The following is a 25,836-nucleotide window of genomic DNA, read 5'->3' as shown; positions in this document are numbered from 1 at the left end:
CGCTTAATCAATTTAGGCGGGATTTTTGTTATATTAACTACAAGAAAAACCAAAAGTGATGTACTCAGCAATTACCCACAGTATTCAGATTATTGTTGAACCATTTTATGATGTTAAAAACAGTTCACCAATACAGGAACGTTATATCTTCACGTACCATATCACTATTAAGAACAACGGAAGTGTCCCAATAAAACTCCTGAAAAGGAAATGGCAGATTTATGATGTTGGTTTTGGGGTAAGAGAAGTTTCCGGAGATGGTGTAATCGGTATGACACCGGAAATCTATCCGGGAGAAGAATTTAACTACTTTTCCAATGTGTCTCTTCGTTCCGGAGTCGGTGCGATGCAGGGAAACTATTTGTTGATGAATCTCGATTCGAAAGACACTTTTGAAGTAGAAATACCCAAGTTTTCTCTCATTACAGAAGTCGTATATAACTAAATAAAAACGGAGACTAAATTTAGCCTCCGTTTTCTTTTTCTCATCATTTGTTATTTGGGTTATGCTGCAATTTGTCTTCTGCGCCACATGTAGTACCACCTGATCTGTGCTACTCTGAAGAATTTAGCATTCTTATAAAGATCCCAGTTCATTAACAGGACACTTATCAGAATAACAACTAAACCTCCTATTTGTAAGCTTGTAATAATATCATCTGTAAAGAAATAACTTAAGGCTACAGCTACAACAGGATTTACATAGGCATAAGTGCTTACCTCTGTTGTAGGACGTGACTGTATAAGCCATATATAAGCTCCAAATGCCATTATGGATCCGAAGAAAATCAAATAGCCAATAGAAATCCAGCCAGATGTGGAGATTTCTTGAGGATGGAAAGCACTGTATTCTCCATTGAATATTGCAACGAGTGTAAACATTACACCTGCAGTAATCATCTGCCATGAAGTTTTTACCATTACATGAAGATCTTCACCATTTTCCTGTTCTATATTTTTGCTGTTGGCATATTTAGAATATAATGAACCTGCAGTCCATGCAATAGCACCGAGGATTAAAAGAACCATACAAACGAGATTCAAAAGTCGTTGAGATGAATCTCCGGCAATATTAATTTGCTCAGCAAACAGCATAACAACACCGATGAAACCGGCAATTAATCCCAAAATAATATTTTTGTTGGAGAAGTTATTCTTCCATTCTTTTTTATCCAGAATAATAAACCATAGGGCTGCTGCTGCTGCCATAATCGCTGCAATTCCGCTGGATACATGCTGTTCTGCCCATATCAAAGCTCCCATATCCAGGAATAGTAAAAGGAAACCTACAACAGCGGCCTGCTTTACAACCTGAAAATTGAACAATTTATAGCCTTTGATCTTACAATAGGTAAGTAGTAAAAGGCTGGCTGTAAGGAACCTGAGCGATCCCAGAACAAATGGACTGAAATCACTTAATGCTTTATGTATAAAAAAGAATGTAGAGCCCCATACAAAGTATACGATAATATAGGCTGTAATAACCGTTGCTTTTGACTGCTTCATAATTTTGCCTCTTTTTTTATGTTATAATAAGTTGATTGTCTTCTTTAACCGTTTGTAATACAATGATAGTTCGGGTTGATATAATACCGGGAATGGAAGATAATGATCTCTTCATAAGATTCATCAGCGTTATAGTATCGGAAGTTCTTACTTTTATAATATAACCATCGTCTCCGGCGATATCATGTACTTCCAGTACTTCAGGAATCTGAGCAAGTAATTTACCTGTCTCTTCATCACCTATAATTTCATTCGCTTTGATGAAGATGAATGATAGAAGATTCTGATTAACAGCACTTGGGTTTACTTTAGCATGATAAGAAATTAAAACTTCTTTTTGTTCCAGCTTTTTTACTCTTTCCAATACAGCAGAAGGAGCCATACCTAATATACGTGCTAACTCAGCATTGTTGATTCTTGCATTTTCCTGCATGAGTCTGACAATCTTTAAATCTATTTCATCCAGCTTATATTCCATGAACTATTTTTTCGGCGTGCAAATATACGAATAGTCAGAATATAATTCAAGTAAGTCTTATATTAAATGTTGTTAATTCTGAATTTTTAGTATCATCAGAATTTTAGTCGGTGATGTTTTTGTTTTACAGAATTTTTATGTTTTTAAAGAAGACTTGTTCTAATTCTGTATTCTCAGTAAGGAATAATCTTTCGAATGCAAGAAGGGATAATTGTGCACAAACTGCGGCATCATCACCGGCACGGTGGTGGTTGAATTCAAGATGATGCTGGTTTCCAAGGTTCTTTAATCCATAGCTCTTCAGACCCGGCCATGCTTTTTTAGAGAGTTGTATGCTGCACAAGTAATTGGCTTTAGGTTTGAATATTCCGTAATAATCGAGACAGCCACGAAGTACGCCGGCATCAAAAGAAGCATTATGGGCGATAATAAGATTATGGTAAAGAAGTTCTTCAACCTCATGCCATATTTCTTCAAAAGTAGGAGCGTCGGCTACATCTTTAGGATGTATGCCGTGGACAGCAATATTATGCTTATTAAAATATGGGAAGCTTGGCGGTTTGATGAGCCATGTTTTTGTAGACTGAATTTTACTGTTTTCTACAATACATATTCCCAGCTCACAAGCTGAATTCCGTTCATGAGTAGCCGTTTCAAAGTCCAGTGCTATAAAGTCCATCTTTTAAAATATGAATTATGAAGTTAGAAATAAATAGGATATTGGTTACCGGTTGTCAGTTATCAGTTATTGGTTGTCAGTTGTCAGTTGTCAGTTGTCAACCATCAACCATCAACTATTTCCCTTTAGAAAATGATTAAAAATTAGCCATTTAGACTGATAATAATCTTTAATTTGATTTTGTTGTCTTAGCTTTAGAGTCCCTGGAAGTTGAGCATAAAAGCCAAAGTGAGCTTTTATAACGGCCCATGTATGGGAAAAGCCATGCTTAAACATAAAATAAATTCCGGCTACACCATCCAAACACAATCTTATAAATATAAGGTATAGTTTATCTGATGGTAGATTTTTTAGCATCATGCTCAGGTTATTTCTAATGTTTAGATAGGTCTTCCGTGGATTTTGTTTTTGAAGAGTTCCGCCACCTACATGGTATATCGTAGATTTTCCGGTGTAATAAATCTTTCTTCCGGAGTTTTTAAGTCTCCAGCAAAGATCTATTTCCTCTTGGTGTGCAAAAAAGCGTGCATCAAAACCATTTTGTTTCCAAAAATCTTCAGAGCGGATAAACAAACAGCAACCGGAAGCCCAGAAAATTTCCGTTTCGTCATTATATTGCCCCTTATCCTCTTCAACGTTTTCGAAAACACGGCCACGGCAATAAGGGTAGCCTAAATTATCGATAAGTCCACCGCCGGCACCAGCAAATTCAAAGAAGTTCTTTCTGTTGTAATCCAATACTTTAGGCTGAATAGCTGCTATATCCGGATTCTTTTCAAAAAGAGCGGCCACAGGAACCAGCCATTCCTGTGTAACCTCTACATCGGAGTTAAGTAAACAATATATATCGGCATGTATTTGCTTTAAGCCCTCGTTGTAACCACCTGCAAAACCATGGTTCTGCTGATTGATAACAATTTTCACAGACGGAAAATGAGTGGAGATATAAGCAACGGAATCATCTGTTGAAGCATTATCTATTACATATACTTCTGCAGACTGAGAATTTGCAATAACATTGGGTAAGAATTTTTCTAACCAAGATTTTCCGTTCCAGTTCAGTATAGCTATAGCAATCTTCATTTCAGTGCATCTTTGTATTTCCATCTTCTATGCGACCAAAGCCAGTTATCAGGCCTTTTTCTTATCGTGTTTTCCAGTAGTTTATGAAACTTATTTACAACTTCATATTGTACAAACTTTTCACCATCCGGATATATTCTGTAGTAGTTAACCTGATAAAATCCTCTTTTTACCTTTTTCATATCACAGTAGATAAAAGCAAGGTCTTTTTTGGTAGACAGCTTATCATATCCTATGAAGGCAGGTGTTTTCTGATTCAAAAATTCAAGACCGTAATGTATTTCTTTAACATGAGGTGTTTGATCGGCAACAAACATATAGGCCGAATTTCCGTTGTCCTTATCCTGTAAGATGCTTCGTATAACTTCTTTGGTTTCCAAAGCTTTATTTCCGAAACGGTTTCTTACAAATTTTATCTTTTCTTCCCAAAATGTACTTTGTACTTTCCTGTATACAGGGTGGCATGACTTCTGAGGGATAACCGTAGCCAGTGCATTGATCCATTCCCAGTTGAATACATGGCCGGCAAGAAATATAATATCTTTCTTTTCGTCGTAACATTCCTGAAATACATCCAGATTAAGGTGCTGCATTCTTACCCTCAATTCTGTCTCACTAATGGTAAAAGCTTTTAGCATTTCGAATATATAATCGAAAAAATTACGGAAGAACTGTCTCCGAATCTGCGCAATTTCCTTATCGCTTTTCTCAGGGAAAGAGTTCTTTAGATTTTCAGTAACGACGTTTCTTCTATAGCCTACTACATAACGGTTGGCATAATATAGTATATCCGAAAGACCATATAAAAACCACAGTGGTAATCGGGAAAATAATAAGATAATCTGAAATAAGAGTTTGTTCAAAAAAATAGAATTAAACAACAAATTTAAGCATTACCAACGTTATGGAACGATTTTTCCTTTTAGGAATCTTCGGAAAAGTATAATTTTGTATAATAACAAATTAGGAATATGAATAAAATGATAAGAACATTAGGGGTTTCTTTAGTGCTGGTTTCGATTGTAGCCTGCGGACAAAAGAGTAAAGAAACAAAGATTTCTGAAGTAAAAAATACACAAACAGCAGTTGTTGATAGTGCGAAGATAAAGGAAGAAGCTAAAAAAGCAGCAATAGCTGAAAAGAATGCTTTGCCAAAACCTTATCATCCTGAAGAAAATGCAGAGGCTAAAATTGCAGAACTGACAGCGCAGGCTAAAAAAGAGAATAAAAATATAATGATACAAGCTGGTGGTAACTGGTGTATATGGTGTCTGCGTTTTAACAATTATGTACAGACAACACCTGAATTAAAGAAATTGGTAGATGATAATTATATCTATTATCACTTGAACTATTCTCCGGATAATAAAAATGAAAAGGTCTTTGCTAAATATGGTAATCCCGGAGATAAATACGGGTACCCGGTATTCATTGTTCTAGACAAAGACGGAAAACAAATTCATACTCAGGACAGTTCTGTTTTGGAAGAAGGCAAGGGATATAGTTTGGATAAAGTGAAGAAATTTTTTGAAGACTGGAAGCCTAAGGCAATGTAATTTTATTATTTTAAAGAAAGTTTAGAGATAATAGTTTATTGAATGTGATTTTGGCACGATAATTATTATACAAGAAATACTAAAACTTTAAAAAATGAAAAAAACAATTTTATTCTGTGGCGCCCTGTTAATGGGAGGTCTAGCGTTTGGTCAAAAAACAGATGCTACTCCTGTCTTAGGAGGTGATAAAGATGCACATGGCTGTAAAGCTTCTGCAGGTTATACCTTTTCTTACATCAAAAATGACTGCGTAAGAACATTCGAACAAAAGTTGCAATTAAAAGAACAAAATCCTAAGGGGTCTTATACAACTAATGCTGCTGTTATCTTCAGTAAGGATATGAAGAAAGCAGAAATTTTTGTTCCGGAAAGCGCTTCAGGAGTTATTCTGAACAAAGTTGGAAAGAAATCTGTTTGGAAAAGAGGAGATTATGAATTGACTCAAAACCAGAAAGTATACAGTTTGAAAAAAGGAAATGTTGTCGCTTACAAGCAATAATTAACAACAAAGATATTTTTTAAGAACCGCCATTTGGCGGTTTTTTTATTTTGTATCTTTATGGAATCCAAACCTATATATTATTATGAAAGCAATAATTTTAGCATCAGTATTGTCCGTTACGGCAGGATGCCAGGAAAAGCTACACGATACGGTGGCTCCTGGTAAAAGTGTGGAGACTGAAGCTCCCAATACAAATTATAAACCTGCCTTTGAAGGGCAAACAAGAATTCAGGGAATAACAACCTCCACACCTATTAATGTTGAAGAAATTGCAAAAGGTTTGTCAAAGCCTTGGGGTATAATTGTGCTAAAAGACGGCAGATTATTAATTACAGAAAAGACTGGAACATTACGAATTATTGACCGCGATAATAAATTGAGCCAGCCAATTACCGGCCTTCCGGAGGTTAACTCCAACGGCCAGGGAGGTTTGCTCGATATTGTAGCTGACCCTGAATTTGAGCAAAACAGAATGCTGTATTGGGTGTTTTCTGAGAGAAAAGACGGGAAAAATGCTACAGTTGTAGCTAAGGGAAGACTCGCCAATGATGAGAAAACAGTTGAAAATGCACAGGTCATTTACAGGGCAGAACCAGCTTATGATGGTATATTACATTATGGCGGCAGAATCATATTTGATAAAGACGGAAATTTATTTGTAAGTACCGGAGAACGTTCGGATATGGTAACACGCCCACAGGCTCAGCAGCTGAATTCAGCTTTAGGGAAAGTACTTAAAATCACCAAAGACGGGAAGCCTGCTCCCGGGAATCCATACCTGGGTCAGCAGAATGTGCGTCCCGAAATATATTCCTACGGGCACAGAAATGTACAGGGATTGGCCTTGCACCCGGAGACAGGAGATCTGTGGGAAGGAGAGTTTGGTCCGCGTGGAGGAGATGAGATTAATCTGATCAAACCTGCTAAAAATTATGGCTGGCCGATTATTACTTACGGAATAGAATATGACGGAAAAACCATAGGAGAAGGAATTACTCAAAAAGAAGGAATGGAACAACCTGTGTATTATTGGGATCCTGTAGTGTCACCAAGTGGAATGATTTTCTATTCCGGAAATGTTATTCCTGAGTGGAAAAATAACCTTTTAATTGGGTGTCTTAGCGGACAACATATTGTAAGATTAGATATAAAAAATAATAAAGTGGTTGGCGAGGAGCGACTTTTGGGAGGTAAAAATGAGCGTTTCAGAGACCTGGCACAAGGATTAAATGGTGAAATTTATGCTGTAACCGACTCTGGTAAGGTTTTCCGGATTTCGAAAAAATAAACGCCTGTAGCTCTTTTAGATTGCGAAAGATATTCGTATTTTTGTTGCTCTAATTTAAAAGTAAAGAATGAATACCTACAAGAACCCGCTGGAAGAACGTTATTCTAGTGCGGAAATGCTCTTTAATTTTTCCCATGATAACAAATTTCAGAACTGGAGAAAGCTTTGGATAGCCCTTGCAGAAATTGAAAAAAATCTTGGTCTGGAAATTACCGATGAGCAGATCGCAGAGCTAAAAGCAAATGAAACCAATATCGATTACACCAAAGCAGCAGAGTACGAAAAGAAATTTCGTCATGATGTAATGGCCCACGTTCATGCATATGGAGATGTGGCGCCTTCTGCAAAAGGTATTATTCATTTAGGAGCAACTTCAGCGTTTGTAGGAGATAATACCGATCTTATTCAGATGCGTGATGGTTTAATCATCCTTCGTCAGAAATTGGTAAACGTAGTAAAAGGACTTTCGGACTTTGCTATCAAATACAAAGATGTACCAACTTTAGGATTTACACATTTCCAGCCTGCACAGTTAACAACAGTAGGGAAGAGAGCTACACTTTGGCTTCAGAGTTTAATTCTTGATTTTGAAGAATTAGAATTCTTTTTAGAAACACTTCGTTTCCGTGGTGTAAAAGGAACAACAGGTACAGCGGCAAGCTTCCTGGAACTTTTCAACGGAGATTATGAAAAAGTAAAAACGCTGGATAAAGAATTGTCCAAACGTTTTGGTTTTGACAAAGTTTTCGGAGTTTCCGGACAAACATATGACAGAAAAATAGATGCTAAAGTAGTTTCTCTATTATCTAACATTGCTCAGTCAGCACATAAATTTACAAACGACCTTAGATTATTGCAGAACCTTAAAGAGGTAGAGGAACCATTTGAAAAAGATCAGATTGGCTCTTCAGCGATGGCTTACAAGAGAAATCCAATGCGTTCTGAAAGAATCGGAGCACTGGCGAAGTATGTAATGTCATTAAGCAGCAGCTCTGCGATGGTTGCAGCAACTCAATGGTTTGAAAGAACATTGGATGACTCTGCAAATAAGAGATTAACAATTCCACAGGCGTTTTTAGCTATTGATGCGATTTTGCTTATCTGGAATAATATTCTTAATGGTATGGTAGTATACGAAAACCGTATCAACAAACATATTATGGAAGAACTTCCTTTCATGGCTACTGAATACATTATTATGGAAGAAGTAAAAGCCGGAGGAGACAGACAGGAAATCCATGAGATTATCCGTCAGCATTCCATGGAAGCTTCCAAGAAAGTGAAGATGGAAGGTAAGGAAAATGATCTGATTGAACGGATTATGAATGACGACAGGCTAAGGCTTGATAAGTCAAAACTGGCAGAAGTGTTAGATCCGAAGAACTTCATCGGATTCGCTCCGATCCAGACTTCTGAATTCATCCAGAACGAAGCACAGCCTATCCTGGATAAATACTCCGACCTTATCGGTTTAGAAGCTGAACTTAAAGTTTAAATAAAATTGCGGCACTGTGCTGCAATTTTTTGTTTATATAATATTAAAAAGTGACAAGCTCTCAAAAGAGCAATTTAATTATAACACGGAGTAAGATCCGTGAAAAATGAACAACTATGAATTACAGAATTTTTGTTGAGAAAAAAGGAATCTTTGATGTTGAAAGTCCTAAAATCTTTGACGAAATAAAAGAGATACTTCCACAGATAGCATCTGTAAAAGTCTACAATGTTTATGACATCTTCGGACTGGAAGAAAAAGACCTGAATAAAGTTGCCAATAGTACGTTTGTAGATCCGGTAACCGATATTCTTCATTTAGAAAATCCGGTACAGAATATTTTTCTGGCTACCGAATTTTTGCCTGGCCAGTATGATCAGAGAGCTGACTCAGCGGAGCAGTGTATCTCTATCCTTACAGATGCAGAAAATGCAACTGTAAGAAGTGGTAAAATTATTGAAATGGAAGGTGTTACTGAAGCAGATCTGCCTAAGATTAAAGACCTTTTAATTAATAAAGTAGAATCCAGAGAAAAAGATCTCTCTAAATTGGAAATTCCTACACAGGCTGAGCCTAAAGCGGTTCCTGTTTATAATGGATTCATCAGCTTTGATGCTGAGCAGTTAGCAGTTTTCTATAAAGAACATGGGTTTGCTTTTGGCCTGGATGATCTGGAATTTATTCAGAACTACTTCAAAACAGAACAAAGAGATCCAACTGAAACGGAGCTTAAAGTTCTGGATACTTACTGGAGTGACCACTGTCGTCATACAACTTTCGAAACAGCACTCACAGATATTAAATTCGAAGATGAGTTTAAAGAAACATTAGAGAGTATTTTCAATGATTACTTAGCAAAAAGGAAAGAACTAAACCGCGAACATAAACCAATCTCTTTAATGGATTTAGGTACGGTTTGCGCTAAATATTTCAAGAAGACAGGGAATCTTGAAAATCTGGTTATTTCTGATGAGATCAATGCCTGTACAATAGAAATTGAAGCAGAATTTGATGGCAAAAAAGAACCATGGTATTTATTATTCAAAAACGAAACACATAATCACCCGACAGAGATCGAACCATTTGGTGGGGCATCTACTTGTTTAGGAGGTGCTATACGCGACCCTTTATCCGGACGTTCATTTGTTTACCAGGCAATGCGTCTTTCAGGTGCAGCCGATGTTTTGGAACCTGTAGAGAAAACTCTTCCAGGGAAACTTCCTCAAAAGACTATTTCTAAGCAGGCAGCAAATGGATACTCTTCTTATGGTAACCAGATTGGTTTAGCAACCACTATGGTTAACGAGATATATGATGAAGGCTATAAAGCCAAGAGAATGGAAGTTGGTTTTGTGGTTGGAGCGGTTCCTACAGATTGGGTACGCCGTGAGAAACCTCAGAACGGAGATTTCGTTATTATTTTAGGCGGAGCAACGGGACGTGATGGTGTTGGTGGAGCAACAGGTTCTTCTAAAGAACAAGATGAAACCAGTATCCACACCCTAAGTACTGAAGTACAGAAAGGTAACGCCGTAGAGGAGCGTAAAATTCAAAGATTGTTCAGAAAACCAGAAGTTACAAAACTGATTAAAAAGTCAAATGACTTTGGAGCAGGTGGTGTTTCTGTAGCAATTGGAGAGATTGCAGATTCATTAGAAGTTAATCTGGATGTTTTACCATTGAAATATGATGGTCTTAACGGGACTGAGTTAGCAATCTCCGAATCTCAGGAGAGAATGGCCGTTGTTATCTCACCAGAAGATAAAGATAAATTTATTGGACTTTGTGAAGCAGAGAACATAAAAGCTGTACACGTTGCTACTGTAACAGATAGTGGCAGAATGCAGATTTTCTGGAAAGGAGACAAGATTGTAGACCTTAGCAGAGAGTTTTTAGATACCAATGGCTGTGCAAAGTCTCAGAATATTGTGGTTAACCACCTGAGAAAAGTTGAAAACAAAGTACAGGCGTTTAATGAAGAAAACTTCCTAGCAGCTTTAAAAGATAAAAATGTAGCTTCACAAAAAGGATTATTGGAAATGTTTGATTCTTCGGTAGGTGGTACTACTGTAGCTATGCCATTGGGAGGTAAGCATCAGTTAACTCCAATGGAAGGTAGTGTACAGACATTACCAATTGAGGAAGCAAGGGATGTGGAAACGGTATCTTTAGCTTCATGGGGCTTTGATGCTGAAACCTCAGTACAGAATTCCCTGATCGGAGCAGCTTATGCTGTTGTAGAATCTGTAGGGAAGATTGTAGCAATGGGAGGTGATTATAAAAATATCAGATTAAGCTTCCAGGAATACTTCGAAAAACTAGGAGATAAAGCAGACAAATGGGGAAAACCATTTGCTTCACTTTTAGGAGCTTACAATGCTCAGATCAATTTAGGTTTGGCAGCTATCGGAGGTAAAGACAGTATGTCCGGAACTTATCTGGATCTGAATGTTCCGCCAACTCTTATTTCTTTTGCTTGTGCAAACGGAAATAAGAAAGACATTATTTCTCCTGAATTTAAGAAAGCCGGAAATAAGCTTTATTTCTACGAGCATAAGCCATTAGAAAATGGTCTGCCAAACTATGAAGAATTAAAGAATATTTACGACTTCATTTATGCAGAGATTAAGAAAGGAAACATCGTTTCTGTTAAGACAGTTAAAGACGGAGGTCTGGCAGTTGCTTTAGCAAAAATGAGTTTTGGTAACCATTTAGGTGCTGAAATTTCTGCAGATGATAAAGTTCTTTTAGAGAAAAATCTGGCAAGCCTTGTTATAGAGTCTACAGGGAATATAGAAAATATATTGATTAAAGAAATTGGAGCGGTTAATTCTTCGAACACTTTAAATATAAATGGTTTAGAGTATTCTATTGATAGTTTACTTGAAGTATGGACAGGGACTTTCAAAAAACTTTTCCCTACTGAAGAAAGAAAGGCTGAAGTTGTTACTTTCGATGAAAGTCTGAACGGAACTAATAAATCTTCAATTGAAATTATTTCTCATAAAATAGCAAAGCCAAAAGTGTTTATTCCACTATTCCCAGGAACAAACTGTGAATATGAAACACTGAATGCTTTCAGAAAAGAAGGAGCAGATGTAAACAGTATTCCGCTGATTAATCTGAATAATGATAAACTGAATGAAAGTCTTGATGCATGGGTTAACGAAATTGACTCTGCTCAGATCTTAACCTTCGCCGGAGGTTTCAGTGCTGGTGATGAGCCGGACGGTTCTGCGAAGTTTATTGTAAACGTTCTGAAAAATGAAAAAATAAGGTCTGCAGTACACAGATTGTTGGAAAGAGATGGTCTTGTATTGGGAATCTGTAATGGCTTCCAGGCTTTAGTAAAATCAGGACTTCTGCCTTATGGTGAGATCAGAGATTTGGATGAAACGTCTCCAACATTAACTTTCAATGCTATCGGAAGACACATTTCTCAGATGGTTAATGTAAAAGTACTGAATGATGATAGTCCTTGGCTAAAAGGAATGAAAGGTCAAACCTTTACTGTTCCGATTTCGCATGGTGAGGGAAGATTTTATGCATCTGAAGAAGAGCTAGAAAATCTATATAAAAACGGTCAGATCGCAACACAATATGTAGATCTGGATGGAAATATTGCTTATGGAATGCCGCATAATCCAAATGCTTCACTTTTCGGTATAGAAGGTATTACGAGTAAGTCCGGAAAAATATATGGTAGAATGGGACATACAGAGCGTTTTGCAAACGGTCTTATGAAGAACATCCCGGATGCTAATTACCATAACATATTTAAAAACGGAGTTGATTATTTTAAAAATTAAATATTAAAAGTCCCCTGAAATAGTGGTAACTTTATTTCAGGGAGCTTTTTAAAACTATAAAAAGTTATTGTTGCTGTAGAATTATATGAGAATAAAATTATTGGGGGTTTGTACGTTGATGTCTTTAGGAGTTCAGTGTTATGGACAAGAGCAGGATAGTATAAAGAAAGAGGAGCCGGCAGTTAAAGTACAGCAGGTAATCCTTAAAAATGGTGAGGTTAGAGAATATCCAAGACCTAAATGGCATGAGCCAATTACAAATCTTCCAAAAGATTTTATGACCACTAATCGTAGTTTTATTGAGAATGGAAATGCATGGTATCTGGGAGGTGCAGTAGCCGCTACAGCATTACTGGTTCCGTTCGATCAGCAGATTGTAGATGGCAGCCGAAAACTGGCAGATAATCTGGGAATGAGTCCGGAAAACAAATATGCTAAGTTCGGGCCTATTCCGAAAAGTGTAGGAGCAGGGCTTTACATGATTGGTAACGGGACAACGGTATTATTACTGGGAGCAGGTTTCCTTACCTATGGACTAATGAAGAATGATTATCGTGCTTATGCCACTGCTAGTGGATTATTGGAAAGCTTGGCATTAAGCGGAATTTATGTTCAGGTGCTGAAGAGGTCTACAGGTAGAGAAAGCCCGTTTATCGCAAGAGAAAACGGAAATTCCGGAGGTGCATGGAATCCTTTCCCTAGTTTTAGTGCTTATGGAAAGAATACCCCTCATTACGATGCAATGCCCTCAGGACATTTAGCTACGATTATGGCAGGTTTTACAGTCATTACAACAAACTATCCGGATGTTAAATGGTTAAAACCGGTAGGGTATACTCTAATAGGAGGTCTTTGTTTTCAGATGATGCAGAGTGAAGTACATTGGGCTTCAGATTACCCGCTGGCACTTTTAATCGGATACTTTTCCGGAAGGTCCATTGCCCGCAGACACTTTAAGAAAGTAAAAAGTGGCGAAGATGGGAAACCTCAGTATTCTCTTGATGTTATCGGAGGGAATGCATATGGAATTAACACTATTGGTGTTAAAATGAGTTTTTAAAAAATAAAGTTTAATAAGAAGTTAAAAATGGGAACCGCGTTATTCGGATTCCTTAAAAAAGAAAAAAACTATGAGTCAGAAGAAAGAAATGCTTTATGAAGGAAAAGCAAAGCAGGTTTTTGCAACTGAAAACCCTGCAGAAGTTGTAGTACGTTACAAAGACGATGCAACTGCTTTTAATAACCAGAAAAAAGGTCAGGTGGATAAGAAAGGAGAGTTGAATAACGAGATTTCGACTCTTATCTTCGAATATTTAAATGATAAAGGTATTCCAACCCATTTCATAAGCAAACTTAACGACCGTGAGCAGCTGGTTAAGAAAGTAGATATTATTCCGTTAGAAGTAATCGTAAGAAACTATGTTGCTGGTAGTATGGCACAGCGTTTAGGATTAGAAGAAGGAATGAAATCTCCGGTAACAATCTTCGATATCTGCTATAAGAAAGACGAATTAGGAGATCCGTTAATCAATGATCACCATGCTGTTTGCTTAGGTGCTGCTACTTATGACGAGCTGAAAGAAATGTATGCTCTTACAGGACAGATTAACGAACTTCTTGGAGAATTGTTTGACAAAATGAATATTATCCTTGTTGACTTTAAAATTGAGTTAGGTAAAACAATGGATGGTAAGATTGTCTTGGCAGACGAAATAAGCCCGGATACTTGCAGACTTTGGGATAAAGATACTATGAAAAAACTGGATAAAGACCGTTTCAGAAGAGACTTGGGTGAAGTTACCGAAGCTTACGAAGAAATCTACAACCGTCTGAAAACAGCTTTGAATAAATAATTAAATATCTCTGATTGATCAGTAAATGATCTGCTAAAAATGAAAGATTTAGAACTTCAAAAACAAAATTATTTAAGCCAATTTAAAAAGAGAGCTTATCAGAGAAATATCTGGAAAAAATCCGATGATTCTATGCTTGATGAGCCTACAGAAGAATGTGGTATTATGGGGATGTATTCCTATCATGATATAGATACTTTTTCTCTTTCTCAGTTTGGTTTATTTGCACTGCAGCACAGAGGTCAGGAGGCTTGTGGTATTTCGGTGCTAAAGGATGGTAGAATACATTCTTATAAGGATGAAGGTTTGGTACTGGATGTCTTTAAGAGTATTGAAAATCCGGAAACTTATATGGGGAATTCCGTTATTGGGCATACCCGTTATACAACTGCCGGCGATAAAAAGAAATATAACTATCAGCCATTCTTTGCAAAGAATGAATATGATCAGATTATTTTGTCTATTGCACACAACGGTAACCTGACCAACGCCAGAATACTGAAAAAAGAACTGGAAGAAGAAGGTGTTGTTTTCAAAGCAACCTCTGATTCTGAAGTTATTCTTCGTCTTATTCAAAAGAACCTGGATCTTGGGCTTCGTGGCGCTATAAAAGCAACAATGGAGCGTATTGAAGGTGCTTATTCCGTAGTAGGAATGACCCGTAACAAATTCTTTGCTTTCAGAGATTTCAACGGTATCAGACCTTTGGTATTAGGTGCTATTGATGAGCAGACTTATGTAGCAGCATCAGAAACCTGTGCATTAGATGCAATGGGGGCACAGTATGTAAGAGACATCCTGCCTGGTGAAGTTGTTTTCACTACGGAAAATGACGGATTACAGTCTTACATGGTAAAAGATGATTGCGTAAACAAAATCTGTGCATTCGAATATATTTACTTTGCACGTCCTGATACTACTCTGGAAAACATTAATGTTCACGAAATTCGTGAAAGATCCGGAGAGAAGATATGGGAGCAAGCTCCTGTAGAAGCAGATTTGGTAATCGGAGTTCCAGATTCTGGTGTTCCTGCAGCAATTGGATTTTCTAAGGCGTCAGGCATTCCTTTCAGACCGGTTTTGATTAAAAACCGTTACATCGGAAGGTCATTCATTATTCCGACACAGGAAATGCGTGAGAGAATTGTGAATCTAAAACTAAACCCTATTATTTCTGAGATTAAAGGAAAGAGGGTAGTGATTATAGACGATTCTATTGTAAGAGGAACAACTTCCAAGCGTCTGGTAAAGATCCTTAAAGATGCCGGAGTAAAAGAAATTCATTTCAGAAGTGTTTCTCCGCCAATTGTTGCTCCATGTTTCCTTGGGATTGATACACCTGTAAAAGATGATCTTATTTCAGCTAATATGTCTAAAGACGAGTTGAGAGATTATCTGGGAGTAGATTCTTTAGAATTCCTTAGTATGGATAATCTGAAAGATATCTTAGGAAGTTCAGACCATTGCTTTGGTTGCTTCACAGAGAAATATCCTGTAGAAAATACAGATGGTCTTCAGGATTATGTAGATCAATAAAAAGTCTTAATCAAGATAATTTAAAGCACCTCATTTGAGGTGCTTTTTTTATGAAATATTGCGAAATCTGTTTTTCGCAAACGTTTTCGGGAGCATAATAATTACTAAAACATAGAACTGTATAGTGAATTATTACGAAAAACTACACAGTTTTCGTAAATTATAATATTGATAACCATACTGTTATATTGCTTTATGTGCTTATGTTAAGTAAATGTTAAATTTATATTAAAAAATAATAATATTTTAAAAGGCTTAATTGAAGCGAAAGTAAAGTTGAAATTTAAAAACATAATTTGTGAAAAGTAATCTTGTATTTATGAAGGTTGCACCTGCATTCTTATTGGCCGGTGCAATGTTGAATGCACAACAGAAAGATTCAACAAAAACGAAAGAAATAGAGCAGGTTGTACTGATCGGTTACGGAAAGCAAAAAAAATCAGACCTTACAGGATCTGTAACAGCGCTTACCGCAAAGGATTTCAATCAGGGTGCAATAGGCTCCCCTGAGCAGTTAATTCAGGGTAAAGCTGCCGGTGTACAAATTGTAACTGCGGGCGGAGCACCAGGATCCGGATCTACGATCAGAATCCGTGGGGGAGCTTCTCTTAATGCGAGTAATGACCCATTATTGGTTATAGACGGAGTTCCTGTGGATAATAGTACTATCAATGGAGCTTCTAATGGATTGGCATTGATTGACCCGAATGATATTGAAAGTTTCAGTATCCTGAAAGATGCATCTGCTACAGCAATTTATGGTTCCAGAGCATCCAATGGTGTCATAATTATTACAACTAAAAAAGGAACTTCCGGTAAACTAAAAGTAAGTTACAACAGTAATACTTCTATTTATACCAAAATGGGAACTATTGGTGTGCTTAACGGAGATCAGTTCCGTTCTGTAGTAAACCAGTATGCAACTGATGAATATAAAAAGCTTTTGGGCAATAGTAATACAGATTGGCAAAAGCAAATTTATCAGACTGCTTTAGGGTTTGATAATAGTGTGGCTATTTCCGGAGGAATTAAAGGACTGCCTTACCGTTTATCATTAGGCTACCTTAAACAGGATGGTATTCTTAAAACCAGCAATTTTGAGCGTTCCAATGTCGGAATCAATCTAAGCCCTAAATTTTTTGATAAACATTTATCTGTAGATATTAACTACAAAGGTATTTACTCCGAAAACAGATTTGCAGATGTAGGTGCTATAGGAGCCGCTGCGGCTTTCGATCCGACACAATCTGTTTATAATCCTGCAAATACAGCTTTAGGAGGTTACTGGGAATGGCTGAATGCTACAACAGGTTTACCTAATACGAATGCTACAAAGAATCCGCTTTCTATGCTGAATCAGAAGATAGATGTATCGTATGTCACCAGAAGTTTGGGGAATATTCAGTTAGATTATAAATTCCATTTCCTTCCGGAGTTGCGGGTAAATGTTAATGCTGGTATAGATTATACGGATTCCAAAGGGAATACCAGAGTATTGCCTACTTCAGCTTCAGCTTTTTATAGTAGTGGAACTTACAAAAGATATACCCAGAGCAGAAAAAATAAACTATTTGATGTTTATCTAAACTATAACAAAAAAGTAGAATCACTGAACTCTACATTCGATGTTACAGCAGGTTATTCTTATCAGGATTTTTACAGAAGCGAGCCTTTAGCTATGACCATTAAAGGAGATCCGGCTTTACAACCTGACATTGTTAATGCTTTTGAAACAGAGTCTACTATTCTCTCTTACTTTGGGCGTTTTAACTATAATTTCGGTGATAAATATTTATTGACAGCCACAGTGCGTAATGACCGTTCATCACGTTTTAGTAAGGAGAACAGAAGTAGTATTTTTCCGGCAGTAGGTTTAGCATGGAGAATAGATAAAGAAAACTTCATGAAAAACCAAAATGTAGTATCCTCTTTAAAGCTGAGAGCAGGTTGGGGAGAAACAGGACAGCAAGGAGTCATTGGGAATGATTATCCATTCCTTGCAAGATATGTGATTAGTGATAACGGAACAAAGTATCAGATAGGTGACCAATTCTATAATACACTTCGGGCACAGGGATATGATAAAAACCTGAAATGGGAAACTACGATTACCAAAAACATAGGTTTGGATTTTGGATTTCTGAATGACAGAATTACCGGATCCGTAGAAGTATATGAGAAAAAAACTAAAGATCTTTTGAGTATTGTACCAGTACCGGCAGGTGCTAACCTGACCAATCTCTTACTGATAAATGTAGGGGATATGCAGAATAAAGGTATAGAAGCCAATATCAATGTAAAAGCAATTCAGAAAGAAAATTTCAGCTGGGAATTTAGTGCTAATGCAACACATTACACCTCCAAGGTTACAAAACTATCTGCACAAAATAACCCTAATGAGAAAGTATTAATAGGTGGTATAGAAGGAGGAACAGGGACAACAGTCCAAGTACATCAGGTAGGCTATACGCCATTCTCATTCTATGTTTATCAGCAGGTATACGGACAGGACGGAAAACCGCTTGAAGGAGTTTATGTTGACCGTAATGGTGATGGTGTGATTAACGAGCAGGACTTATACCAGTACAAATCGCCGATTCCTGATGTTTTACTAGGTTTCTCTTCAAGGTTTACGTATAAGAACTGGGATCTGGGCTTTTCTTTAAGAGCTAGTATCGGAAACTATGTGTACAACAATATGGCATCTAAAGCCGGATCATTGCAAAATATCTCTAATAATGATTATTTATCCAATATCTCAACTAGCTATCTGGATACAGGTTTTAAAAGAGCACAATATCTTTCCGACTATTATGTAGAGAATGGTTCATTCCTAAGAATGGATAATCTTAATATAGGCTATAATTTCCCACATTTTATCAATGATAAGTATAAACTAAGAGTTTCTCTATCAGCTCAGAATGTATTTTTAATTACAAAATACAGCGGACTGGATCCTGAATTGTTGACGACAGAACTTAACGGAACAACAAAATCAGGAATTGATAATAATGCTTACCAGCGACCAAGAATTTATTCTCTAGGTTTTAACTTCCAATTCTAAAAACACAGCAATGAAATTTTTTAATTCTATAAATCGTAAACTTTTAGTTGCAGGAGTAGTAATGTTATTCGGTGTAACTTCTTGTGAAAAAGATCTTGACAGATTACCTATAACAGATATTAGTTCCGCATCGGTTTATGCAGATTTTTCCAATTACAAAGGTGTATTGGCTAAATGTTATGCCGGGCTTGCACTTACGGGGCAAAAAAGCGGAGATAGTACCGATGGTGCCGATATAGGTGGTATAGATACGGGAACTTCAAGTTATCTGAGACAATATTTCCAGTTACAGGAGCTTCCGACAGATGAGGCTGTAGTAGCATGGAATGATGCTTTTCTTCCGGATCTTCATAATATGAACTGGGGATCTACAAATAGCTTTATTACAGCATTGTACTATCGTATTTTCTATCAGGTAGCACTATGTAATGAGTTTATCCGTGAAACGACAGATGAAAAACTGGCATCCCGAAATATTACCGGAGCACAGGCTGAAGAAGCGAGATTATACAGAAATGAAGCGCGTTTCCTTAGAGCTTTAAGCTACTATCATGCTATTGATATGTTTGGGAATGTACCGTTTGTGACTGAGAAAGATGAAGTAGGTGTAAAGCCTCCAAAGAGAATTACACGTGAAGAGCTTTTTGCTTATGTAGAAAGTGAGCTGAAAGATCTTGAAGGACTACTAAAAGATCCACGTACTAATGAATACGGACGTGCAGATAAAGCGGCTGTATGGATGGTAATGGCTAAATTATACCTGAATGCTGAAGTGTATACCGGAACTAAAAAATATACTGAGGCCAGAACATATGCAGAAAAAGTAATTAATGGAGGTTACAGCCTTAAGCCTAAATATGCAGATCTTTTCCTTGCCGATAATAATGTTGCTAATAACGAGGTTATTTTCTCTATCAACTACGATGGACTTAATACCAAAACTTACGGTGGTACTACTTATTTGATCCATGCAGCAGTGGGTGGAAGTATGAAACCTTCAGATTTTGGAATTAATAGTGGTTGGGGAGGACTTAGAACAACCAAAAGTTTGGTTCAGTTATTCCCGGATGCAAATGGCTCCCGTGATAAAAGAGGAGTATTCTATACCAATGGCCAAAATCTTGAAATAGATAATGTAACGACATTTACAGATGGTTACCCACTAGTAAAATTCAAGAATATTACATCTGCTGGCAAGCAAGGATCTGATGCCTCTGGAGATTTTGTGGATACCGACTTCCCAATGTTCCGTTTAGCAGATGCCTATCTGATGTATGCTGAAGCAGTACTAAGAGGTGGTGGTGGCAGCAATGCCCAGGCACTTACTTATGTGAACCAGCTTAGAACAAGAGCCTATGGTGATAATTCTGGTAATGTGAATTCTCTGAGCTTAGATTTTATTCTTGATGAAAGAGCACGAGAGTTATCCTGGGAAGCGACAAGAAGAACGGACCTGATCCGTTTTGGAAAGTTTACAGGAAGCAGCTATTTATGGCCATGGAAAGGAGGTGTGAAGGATGGAAGAGGTGTAGAAGACTTCAGAACCCTTTATCCGATTCCTTCCAGCGATTTGATTGCCAATCCAAACCTTAAACAAAATACGGGTTACTAATTTTTGAATTTGTATTATGAAAAATATATTTAAAATAGTATTTGCAGCTATTGTTGGTTTTTTATTGATCTCCTGTGAAAAGGATGAAGATAGAGCTGTGTTAGGGAATCCTTCTCCGTCAGCTTTAACAGCTTCGGCAACTACTTTTGTCTTATTAAAAGATGACGCTGCTAAAGATGCTGTAAGGTTCTCATGGCAGGCACCTTCTTTTGGAAACAATATTGTAATTAATAATGTATTACAGTTTGCTGTAAAGGGAACTAATTTTGCAAAACCTAAAGAAGTAATTTTAGGTGCAGGAACAACTTCTGTTAGTTTCAAAGTTCAGGATTTTAATGGAATATTACTGGGTGCAGGTGCTCCCATTGGGAGTCAGTCTCAGGTTGAAGTAAGACTGAAATCTACTACAGAAAGTTCTGCTGTAGCACCAGTTTACTCTTCAGTAATACCATTAACTGTAACACCATATGCACTTATTTCATATGTATATGCACCGGGTGCTTATCAGGGATGGAATCCAGCAACAGCTACAGCATTAGTATCCGAGAATAGTAATGGAATCTACACAGGATATATTAATTTCCCTACCGATGGCTTGGAATTTAAGATAACACCAAACCGTAGTTGGGATGGTGCTTATGGATCAGATAACGGAACTACATTGAGTACAAGTGCCGGAAATATTAAAGCTCCTGGTGTTGGTTCTTATAAGTTGGTTGTAGATTTGAATAAATCTATCATTGCAATGACACCATTTAGGTTTGGAATAGTTGGTTCAGCAACTCCTAATGGATGGGCAACACCAGATACCAAAATGACATTAAATAATGCTACCGGAATTTGGGAAGCTACCTTAGCCTTAATTGCCGGAGAAATGAAGTTTAGAGCAAATGATGCCTGGGATATTAATTATGGAGGTTCAGGAGGAAATGCAGTAGCGGGTGGTGATAATATTCAGATATCAGCTGCTGGAATTTATAATGTTACACTGGATACTAACAATATGAAGTATACTTTGGTAAAGCAATAACTTATTAAAATAAGTGTAGTAAAAAAGTGTTGTTTTACAGCAACACTTTTTTATTTAAGAATAAAAGATAAATTGAACAATAACCATGAAAAAAACAATTTCGGTATTATTCTTAATTCTGTTTTCGGCATCCAATGCTCAACAATTGCACCGTGAAAACTATGCTGATGTTCTCGATCTGAAAACAGTGGTATCAAATTCTAAAAATATTACAACCAATCTTTTTAGCGATATGGGAGCGTGGCATGCCTATGCTTTACCGGAAAAGACAGAAGATTACGGATCTTTTATCGGTCCTGTTATTATGGATCTCGATGGACAATGGCTGGCAAATACGATTTCCAAAATCAGAATTAATGAAAACGGGACAGCTCTGGATTTGCAAAAATCAAAAGCTATTCAGCATTATTATCCGGGATTATTAAAGCAGAATTTTATAATTGATAATCTGGAGATTGAGCAGCAATTAATTTTTATATCAGGGCGTGAAGCGAAAATAAAAACAAGTATTTACAATCGGTCAAAAACTCAGCGTGAACTCGCCGTATCTTTTGAAGGAAAACTTCTGTCTGATGTACTTCTTACAAAAGATAATAGAGAGATAAGGGCTCAGTTAAAGGCTAAAGAAAATACATTTAAGTTAGTTTTCGATCAACCTGTAAACATTGATATCACTACAGATTCTTATACAGCATCAGTAGGAAAGATAAAAATACCAGCAGGTGGTAAAGCCGATTTTACACAGTCCCAGTATTATTTTCTTCAGTCAAAAGAAGATAGAGTTAAAAAGTCCACTTCAGATTTTGCAGTTCAGTTAAAGCTAAATGAAAAACGCTGGAATAATTATTTACAACAATATTTTTCTCACACATCCAGGCTGGATGAAAAGAAGCAGAGACTTGCTGTAAAAGCTATTGTTACTTTAATGACGAACTGGAGAACTGCGGCCAAAGACCTGTTACATGATGGCGTTTTCCCATCGGTTTCTTACCAGGGATTTTATGGTTTCTGGAGCTGGGACAGTTGGAAGCAAGCGGTGGGATTAAGTTACTTTAATACTTCGCTGGCTAAAGATAATATCCGCAGCATGTTCGATTATATGGACGAGTATGGAATGGTTGCAGACTGTGTATATATCGATAAAAAAGAGAATAATTGGCGTGATACCAAGCCACCTTTGGCTGCCTGGGCGGTTTGGAAAGTTTATGAGCAGACTAAAGATGCAGCATTTGTAAAAGAGATGTATCCGAAGTTGGTGAAATACCATCAGTGGTGGTATGAAAACAGAGACCATGACAAGAACAGGTTGTGTGAATATGGTTCTACAGACGGGACAAGAATTGCTGCGGCATGGGAAAGCGGGATGGATAATGCGGTACGTTTTGATGAAGCAGTCTTAATGAAAAATAATGATAAGGCCTGGTCGCTTAATCAGGAAAGTGTAGACCTGAATGCTTATCTGTATGCAGAAAAAAAATATTTATCTCAGCTGGCTTCGGTAGTAGGAAATAAGAAAGAAGCTTTAGATTGGAATAACTCTGTTAGCGGATTAGCAGATAAAATCAATCAGAGGTTTTATGACAATACTAAAGGTTATTATTATGATAAACTTTTAGGTAAACAAGAACCTATTGCAGTAGAAGGACCAGAGGGATGGATTCCGTTGTGGGCGGGTATTGCAACACAAGAGCAGGCAAGTGCTGTAACAAAGATTATGATGAATGTACACAAATTCAATACGAAAGTACCTTTACCTACGCTTACAGCTGACCATCCGAAATTTGACCCGTTAAAAGGTTACTGGAGAGGACCAGTATGGATAGATCAATTCTATTTCGGGGTTACCGGATTAAAAAAATATGGTTATCAGCAAGAGGCTGATGAACTGATTAATAAATTTATGAATAATGCCGAAGGTCTTCTAGAAGATAAACCCATTCATGAAACCTATCATCCTGTAACAGGAAAAGGTTTGAATGCAATTAATTTTAGCTGGTCTTCTGCACATGTTTTAATGCTTTTAGCAAAATAAATGATTGTGAGATCGTCTCACTTTTATAACTTTAGATATTACAAATAAAATAACAATTATGAACTTGAAGAAAGTAAGTTTGGCAGTTGCATTTTTTGGTTTGACATTAGGAGGTTTGTACGGACAAACCCTGAAATCTCCTGATGGAAAGTTTCAGATGGATTTCAGTCTGAAAAACGGAACACCATATTATCAGCTGAAGTACAATGGAAAAGTTGTGGTGGAGGAATCTAAACTGGGACTTCGTTTATTTAAAGATAACAATATACAGTTTGCTTCCGAGATTAATAAGACAGAAGGAAACGAAAATGATCTGAACCAGGGATTCTCCAAGGTATCTGAAAAAAGAGATACTAAAAATGAAAGCTGGCAGCCGGTAATGGGAGAGAAGAAAAGCTATATTAACAATTATAATGAGCTTACCGTAAATCTTCATCAGGACAAACAGGATCGTACAATAGCAATAAAGTTTAGATTATTCAATGATGGTTTAGGTTTCCGTTACGAGTTTCCGCAACAGAAAAACCTTAACTATTTTGTAATTAAAGAAGAGGATTCAGAAATAGATCTTCCATCTGATATGAAAGCCTGGTGGATTGTAGGAGACTACGACACACAAGAATATCAGTACCAAACTTCTAAAATTTCAGAGATTGCTGCAAAATGGGCTGGAGCTGTAGAACAAAATGCATCGCAGTTTCCAATTAAAAATACAGTACAAACGCCTTTAATTCTTAAAAAAGAAGGTAAAGAACCATTATATGTAGATTTAGGTGAAGCAGCACTGATTAATTACCCTGCATCACATCTTGAAGTAGACAGTCAGAATTATAAATTCAAAACACACCTTACCCCAGATGCACAAGGAGCAAAAGGTTATATTCAGACACCTTTTAATACACCATGGAGAACAATTATTGTATCGCCTACAGCTGCAGGAATCCTGGATTCTAAAATGATATTCAATCTGAATGAACCTACAGAATATAAAGATACTTCCTGGATAAAACCAACCAAATATATGGGTGTATGGTGGGAAATGATTATTGGAAAATCTCAGTGGGCTTATTCTACAGAAGATAATGTACATTTAGGAAAAACAGATTTTAGCAAGCTTACACCTAATGGAAAGCATGCAGCCAATAATACCAAGGTAAGAGAATACATAGACTTCGCAGCCAAAAATGGTTTCGACGGACTCCTTATTGAAGGCTGGAATGTAGGTTGGGAAGATTGGTTCGGACATTCTAAAGAAGATGTCTTCGATTTTGTAACGCCATATCCGGATTTCGATATTGCAGCGCTTAATGACTATGCACATAGTAAAGGTATTAAACTGATTATGCACCATGAGACATCGGGATCAACAGTTAACTATGAAAGATGGCTGGATCCTGCTTTCAAACTGATGAATAAGTATGGTTATGATGCTGTAAAAACTGGTTATGTAGGAAATATTATTCCACGTGGTGAGCATCACTATAGTCAATGGACTAATAACCATTACCTGCATGTTGCTAAAAAAGCGGCAGACTATAAGATTATGGTAAATTCTCATGAATCTGTACGTCCTACAGGACTTAACCGTACTTATCCAAACTGGATTGCTGCAGAAGCTGCACGGGGTACGGAGTACGATGCTTTTGGCGGAAACAATGCAGATCATACAACGATTCTTCCGTTTACCAGACAAATGGGCGGTCCAATGGATTATACACCAGGTATTTTCCAGACTAAGATGGATTACTACTTCCCCGGAGACAAGCGTATGGTAAAGACTACATTAGCAAAACAGTTAGCATTATATGTAACCATGTATTCACCATTACAAATGGCAGCAGATTTACCGGAGAACTATGCTAAGCACATGGATGCATTCCAGTTTATCAAAGATGTAGCTGTGGATTGGGATGATACCAAAATCCTGGATGCTGAGCCTGGAGATTATCTGCATATTGCCAGAAAAGCAAAAGGTAAAGATGAATGGTATGTAGGTGGTATTACTGATGAAAACAAAAGAGAGTTTACAGTAGATTTATCATTCTTAGATAAAGGTAAAAAGTATGAAGCTGTTATCTATGAAGATGGTAAAGATGCAGATTATGATACCAACCCGCAAAGCTATCATATCTATAAGAAAACTGTCACCAGTGCTACCAAGATTCCTGTGAAACTGGCAAGAAGTGGTGGATATGCTATTTCTCTGAAAGCTGTAAAATAAATTAGCCTGAGTCTTCGATACGATTTTTGAAACAAAAATCACTCAGACTGACGAGGTGGAATATATAAATTACTTTACTTCGGTCTCAGATT

The 25,836-nt window shown here is 37.1% G+C and carries 19 protein-coding genes; 14 read left to right on the top strand and 5 right to left on the bottom strand.

From position 1 onward, the window contains the following. Positions 1-58: 58 nt before the first annotated feature. Positions 59-445 (top strand): Co2+/Mg2+ efflux protein ApaG, encoded by a 387-nt coding sequence (gene apaG, locus AYC65_RS08515; RefSeq protein ID WP_009084476.1) that lies wholly within the window; start codon positions 59-61, stop codon positions 443-445. Positions 446-504: 59 nt separating this feature from the next. Here apaG and AYC65_RS08510 read toward each other — a convergent pair whose 3' ends face one another. From AYC65_RS08510 to AYC65_RS08490, 5 genes are all read right to left on the bottom strand, one after another. Next, complete coding sequence (locus AYC65_RS08510) at positions 505-1,506, bottom strand: EamA family transporter (protein WP_034867390.1); 1,002 nt, start codon at positions 1,504-1,506, stop codon at positions 505-507. A gap of 16 nt (positions 1,507-1,522) precedes the next feature. Beyond that, a complete protein-coding gene (locus tag AYC65_RS08505) occupies positions 1,523-1,984 on the bottom strand; it encodes an Lrp/AsnC family transcriptional regulator (protein WP_034867389.1) in 462 nt (153 codons plus the stop codon). A gap of 124 nt (positions 1,985-2,108) precedes the next feature. Further along, positions 2,109-2,663 (bottom strand): 3'-5' exonuclease, encoded by a 555-nt coding sequence (locus AYC65_RS08500; RefSeq protein WP_034867387.1) that lies wholly within the window; start codon positions 2,661-2,663, stop codon positions 2,109-2,111. 111 nt (positions 2,664-2,774) lie between these two features. Next, positions 2,775-3,746: a glycosyltransferase family 2 protein gene (locus tag AYC65_RS08495; RefSeq protein WP_034867557.1), complete on the bottom strand. Its 972-nt coding sequence runs from the start codon at positions 3,744-3,746 to the stop codon at positions 2,775-2,777. Beyond that, the gene (locus AYC65_RS08490; RefSeq protein ID WP_034867384.1) at positions 3,743-4,627 is read right to left on the bottom strand and encodes a lysophospholipid acyltransferase family protein; all 885 of its coding nucleotides are present in this window, start codon (positions 4,625-4,627) and stop codon (positions 3,743-3,745) included. Before AYC65_RS08490 ends, AYC65_RS08495 begins: the two co-directional genes overlap by 4 nt. A gap of 90 nt (positions 4,628-4,717) precedes the next feature. Between AYC65_RS08490 and AYC65_RS08485 the strand changes: the two genes are divergently transcribed. The 13 genes from AYC65_RS08485 (at position 4,718) to AYC65_RS08425 (ending at position 25,744) form a co-directional block, all read left to right on the top strand. Continuing rightward, a complete protein-coding gene (locus AYC65_RS08485) occupies positions 4,718-5,302 on the top strand; it encodes a thioredoxin family protein (protein WP_034867382.1) in 585 nt (194 codons plus the stop codon). A gap of 94 nt (positions 5,303-5,396) precedes the next feature. After that, positions 5,397-5,801: a hypothetical protein gene (locus AYC65_RS08480; RefSeq protein ID WP_034867380.1), complete on the top strand. Its 405-nt coding sequence runs from the start codon at positions 5,397-5,399 to the stop codon at positions 5,799-5,801. 85 nt (positions 5,802-5,886) lie between these two features. Beyond that, positions 5,887-7,092 (top strand): PQQ-dependent sugar dehydrogenase, encoded by a 1,206-nt coding sequence (locus AYC65_RS08475; RefSeq protein ID WP_034867378.1) that lies wholly within the window; start codon positions 5,887-5,889, stop codon positions 7,090-7,092. A gap of 67 nt (positions 7,093-7,159) precedes the next feature. Continuing rightward, the gene (gene purB, locus AYC65_RS08470) at positions 7,160-8,587 is read left to right on the top strand and encodes an adenylosuccinate lyase (RefSeq protein WP_034867376.1); all 1,428 of its coding nucleotides are present in this window, start codon (positions 7,160-7,162) and stop codon (positions 8,585-8,587) included. A 116-nt stretch (positions 8,588-8,703) separates the two neighbouring features. After that, complete coding sequence (locus AYC65_RS08465; RefSeq protein ID WP_034867375.1) at positions 8,704-12,396, top strand: phosphoribosylformylglycinamidine synthase; 3,693 nt, start codon at positions 8,704-8,706, stop codon at positions 12,394-12,396. 85 nt (positions 12,397-12,481) lie between these two features. After that, positions 12,482-13,456 carry a phosphatase PAP2 family protein gene (locus AYC65_RS08460; protein ID WP_234300269.1) on the top strand — a complete coding sequence of 325 codons (975 nt, stop codon included), beginning with the start codon at positions 12,482-12,484 and terminating at the stop codon, positions 13,454-13,456. Positions 13,457-13,526: 70 nt separating this feature from the next. After that, positions 13,527-14,249, top strand: coding sequence for a phosphoribosylaminoimidazolesuccinocarboxamide synthase (gene purC, locus AYC65_RS08455; protein ID WP_021346863.1), 723 nt, complete (start codon positions 13,527-13,529; stop codon positions 14,247-14,249). A gap of 39 nt (positions 14,250-14,288) precedes the next feature. Next, positions 14,289-15,785 carry an amidophosphoribosyltransferase gene (gene purF / locus AYC65_RS08450; protein WP_034867373.1) on the top strand — a complete coding sequence of 499 codons (1,497 nt, stop codon included), beginning with the start codon at positions 14,289-14,291 and terminating at the stop codon, positions 15,783-15,785. A 319-nt stretch (positions 15,786-16,104) separates the two neighbouring features. Further along, a complete protein-coding gene (locus tag AYC65_RS08445; protein ID WP_034867372.1) occupies positions 16,105-18,849 on the top strand; it encodes a SusC/RagA family TonB-linked outer membrane protein in 2,745 nt (914 codons plus the stop codon). A gap of 10 nt (positions 18,850-18,859) precedes the next feature. Further along, on the top strand, positions 18,860-20,461 hold the full coding sequence (locus AYC65_RS08440) for a RagB/SusD family nutrient uptake outer membrane protein (protein WP_078674541.1): 1,602 nt from the start codon (positions 18,860-18,862) through the stop codon (positions 20,459-20,461). 16 nt (positions 20,462-20,477) lie between these two features. Continuing rightward, positions 20,478-21,491 (top strand): SusE domain-containing protein, encoded by a 1,014-nt coding sequence (locus AYC65_RS08435; RefSeq protein WP_034867371.1) that lies wholly within the window; start codon positions 20,478-20,480, stop codon positions 21,489-21,491. An 85-nt stretch (positions 21,492-21,576) separates the two neighbouring features. Next, the gene (locus AYC65_RS08430) at positions 21,577-23,523 is read left to right on the top strand and encodes an MGH1-like glycoside hydrolase domain-containing protein (RefSeq protein WP_034867369.1); all 1,947 of its coding nucleotides are present in this window, start codon (positions 21,577-21,579) and stop codon (positions 23,521-23,523) included. Positions 23,524-23,581: 58 nt separating this feature from the next. After that, positions 23,582-25,744, top strand: a complete 2,163-nt coding sequence (locus AYC65_RS08425) for a glycoside hydrolase family 97 protein (protein ID WP_108721282.1) — start codon at positions 23,582-23,584, stop codon at positions 25,742-25,744. Positions 25,745-25,836 lie beyond the last annotated feature (92 nt).

The organism is Elizabethkingia bruuniana (assembly GCF_002024805.1).
GTDB lineage: Bacteria > Bacteroidota > Bacteroidia > Flavobacteriales > Weeksellaceae > Elizabethkingia > Elizabethkingia bruuniana.
The sequence above is the reverse complement of the archived record's forward strand: the minus strand, read 5'-3'. Positions and strand labels throughout refer to the sequence as shown.

Coding starts and splice junctions, on each gene's coding strand:
- AYC65_RS08435 (WP_034867371.1), top strand. CDS start 20,478: ATGAAAAATATATTTAAAATAGTATTTGCAGCTATTGTTGGTTTTTTA.
- AYC65_RS08475 (WP_034867378.1), top strand. CDS start 5,887: ATGAAAGCAATAATTTTAGCATCAGTATTGTCCGTTACGGCAGGATGC.
- AYC65_RS08430 (WP_034867369.1), top strand. CDS start 21,577: ATGAAAAAAACAATTTCGGTATTATTCTTAATTCTGTTTTCGGCATCC.
- AYC65_RS08440 (WP_078674541.1), top strand. CDS start 18,860: ATGAAATTTTTTAATTCTATAAATCGTAAACTTTTAGTTGCAGGAGTA.
- apaG (WP_009084476.1), top strand. CDS start 59: ATGTACTCAGCAATTACCCACAGTATTCAGATTATTGTTGAACCATTT.
- purC (WP_021346863.1), top strand. CDS start 13,527: ATGAGTCAGAAGAAAGAAATGCTTTATGAAGGAAAAGCAAAGCAGGTT.
- AYC65_RS08500 (WP_034867387.1), bottom strand. CDS start 2,663: ATGGACTTTATAGCACTGGACTTTGAAACGGCTACTCATGAACGGAAT.
- purF (WP_034867373.1), top strand. CDS start 14,289: ATGAAAGATTTAGAACTTCAAAAACAAAATTATTTAAGCCAATTTAAA.
- AYC65_RS08485 (WP_034867382.1), top strand. CDS start 4,718: ATGAATAAAATGATAAGAACATTAGGGGTTTCTTTAGTGCTGGTTTCG.
- AYC65_RS08510 (WP_034867390.1), bottom strand. CDS start 1,506: ATGAAGCAGTCAAAAGCAACGGTTATTACAGCCTATATTATCGTATAC.
- AYC65_RS08480 (WP_034867380.1), top strand. CDS start 5,397: ATGAAAAAAACAATTTTATTCTGTGGCGCCCTGTTAATGGGAGGTCTA.
- AYC65_RS08425 (WP_108721282.1), top strand. CDS start 23,582: ATGAACTTGAAGAAAGTAAGTTTGGCAGTTGCATTTTTTGGTTTGACA.
- AYC65_RS08505 (WP_034867389.1), bottom strand. CDS start 1,984: ATGGAATATAAGCTGGATGAAATAGATTTAAAGATTGTCAGACTCATG.
- AYC65_RS08465 (WP_034867375.1), top strand. CDS start 8,704: ATGAATTACAGAATTTTTGTTGAGAAAAAAGGAATCTTTGATGTTGAA.
- AYC65_RS08445 (WP_034867372.1), top strand. CDS start 16,105: ATGAAGGTTGCACCTGCATTCTTATTGGCCGGTGCAATGTTGAATGCA.
- purB (WP_034867376.1), top strand. CDS start 7,160: ATGAATACCTACAAGAACCCGCTGGAAGAACGTTATTCTAGTGCGGAA.
- AYC65_RS08495 (WP_034867557.1), bottom strand. CDS start 3,746: ATGAAGATTGCTATAGCTATACTGAACTGGAACGGAAAATCTTGGTTA.
- AYC65_RS08460 (WP_234300269.1), top strand. CDS start 12,482: ATGAGAATAAAATTATTGGGGGTTTGTACGTTGATGTCTTTAGGAGTT.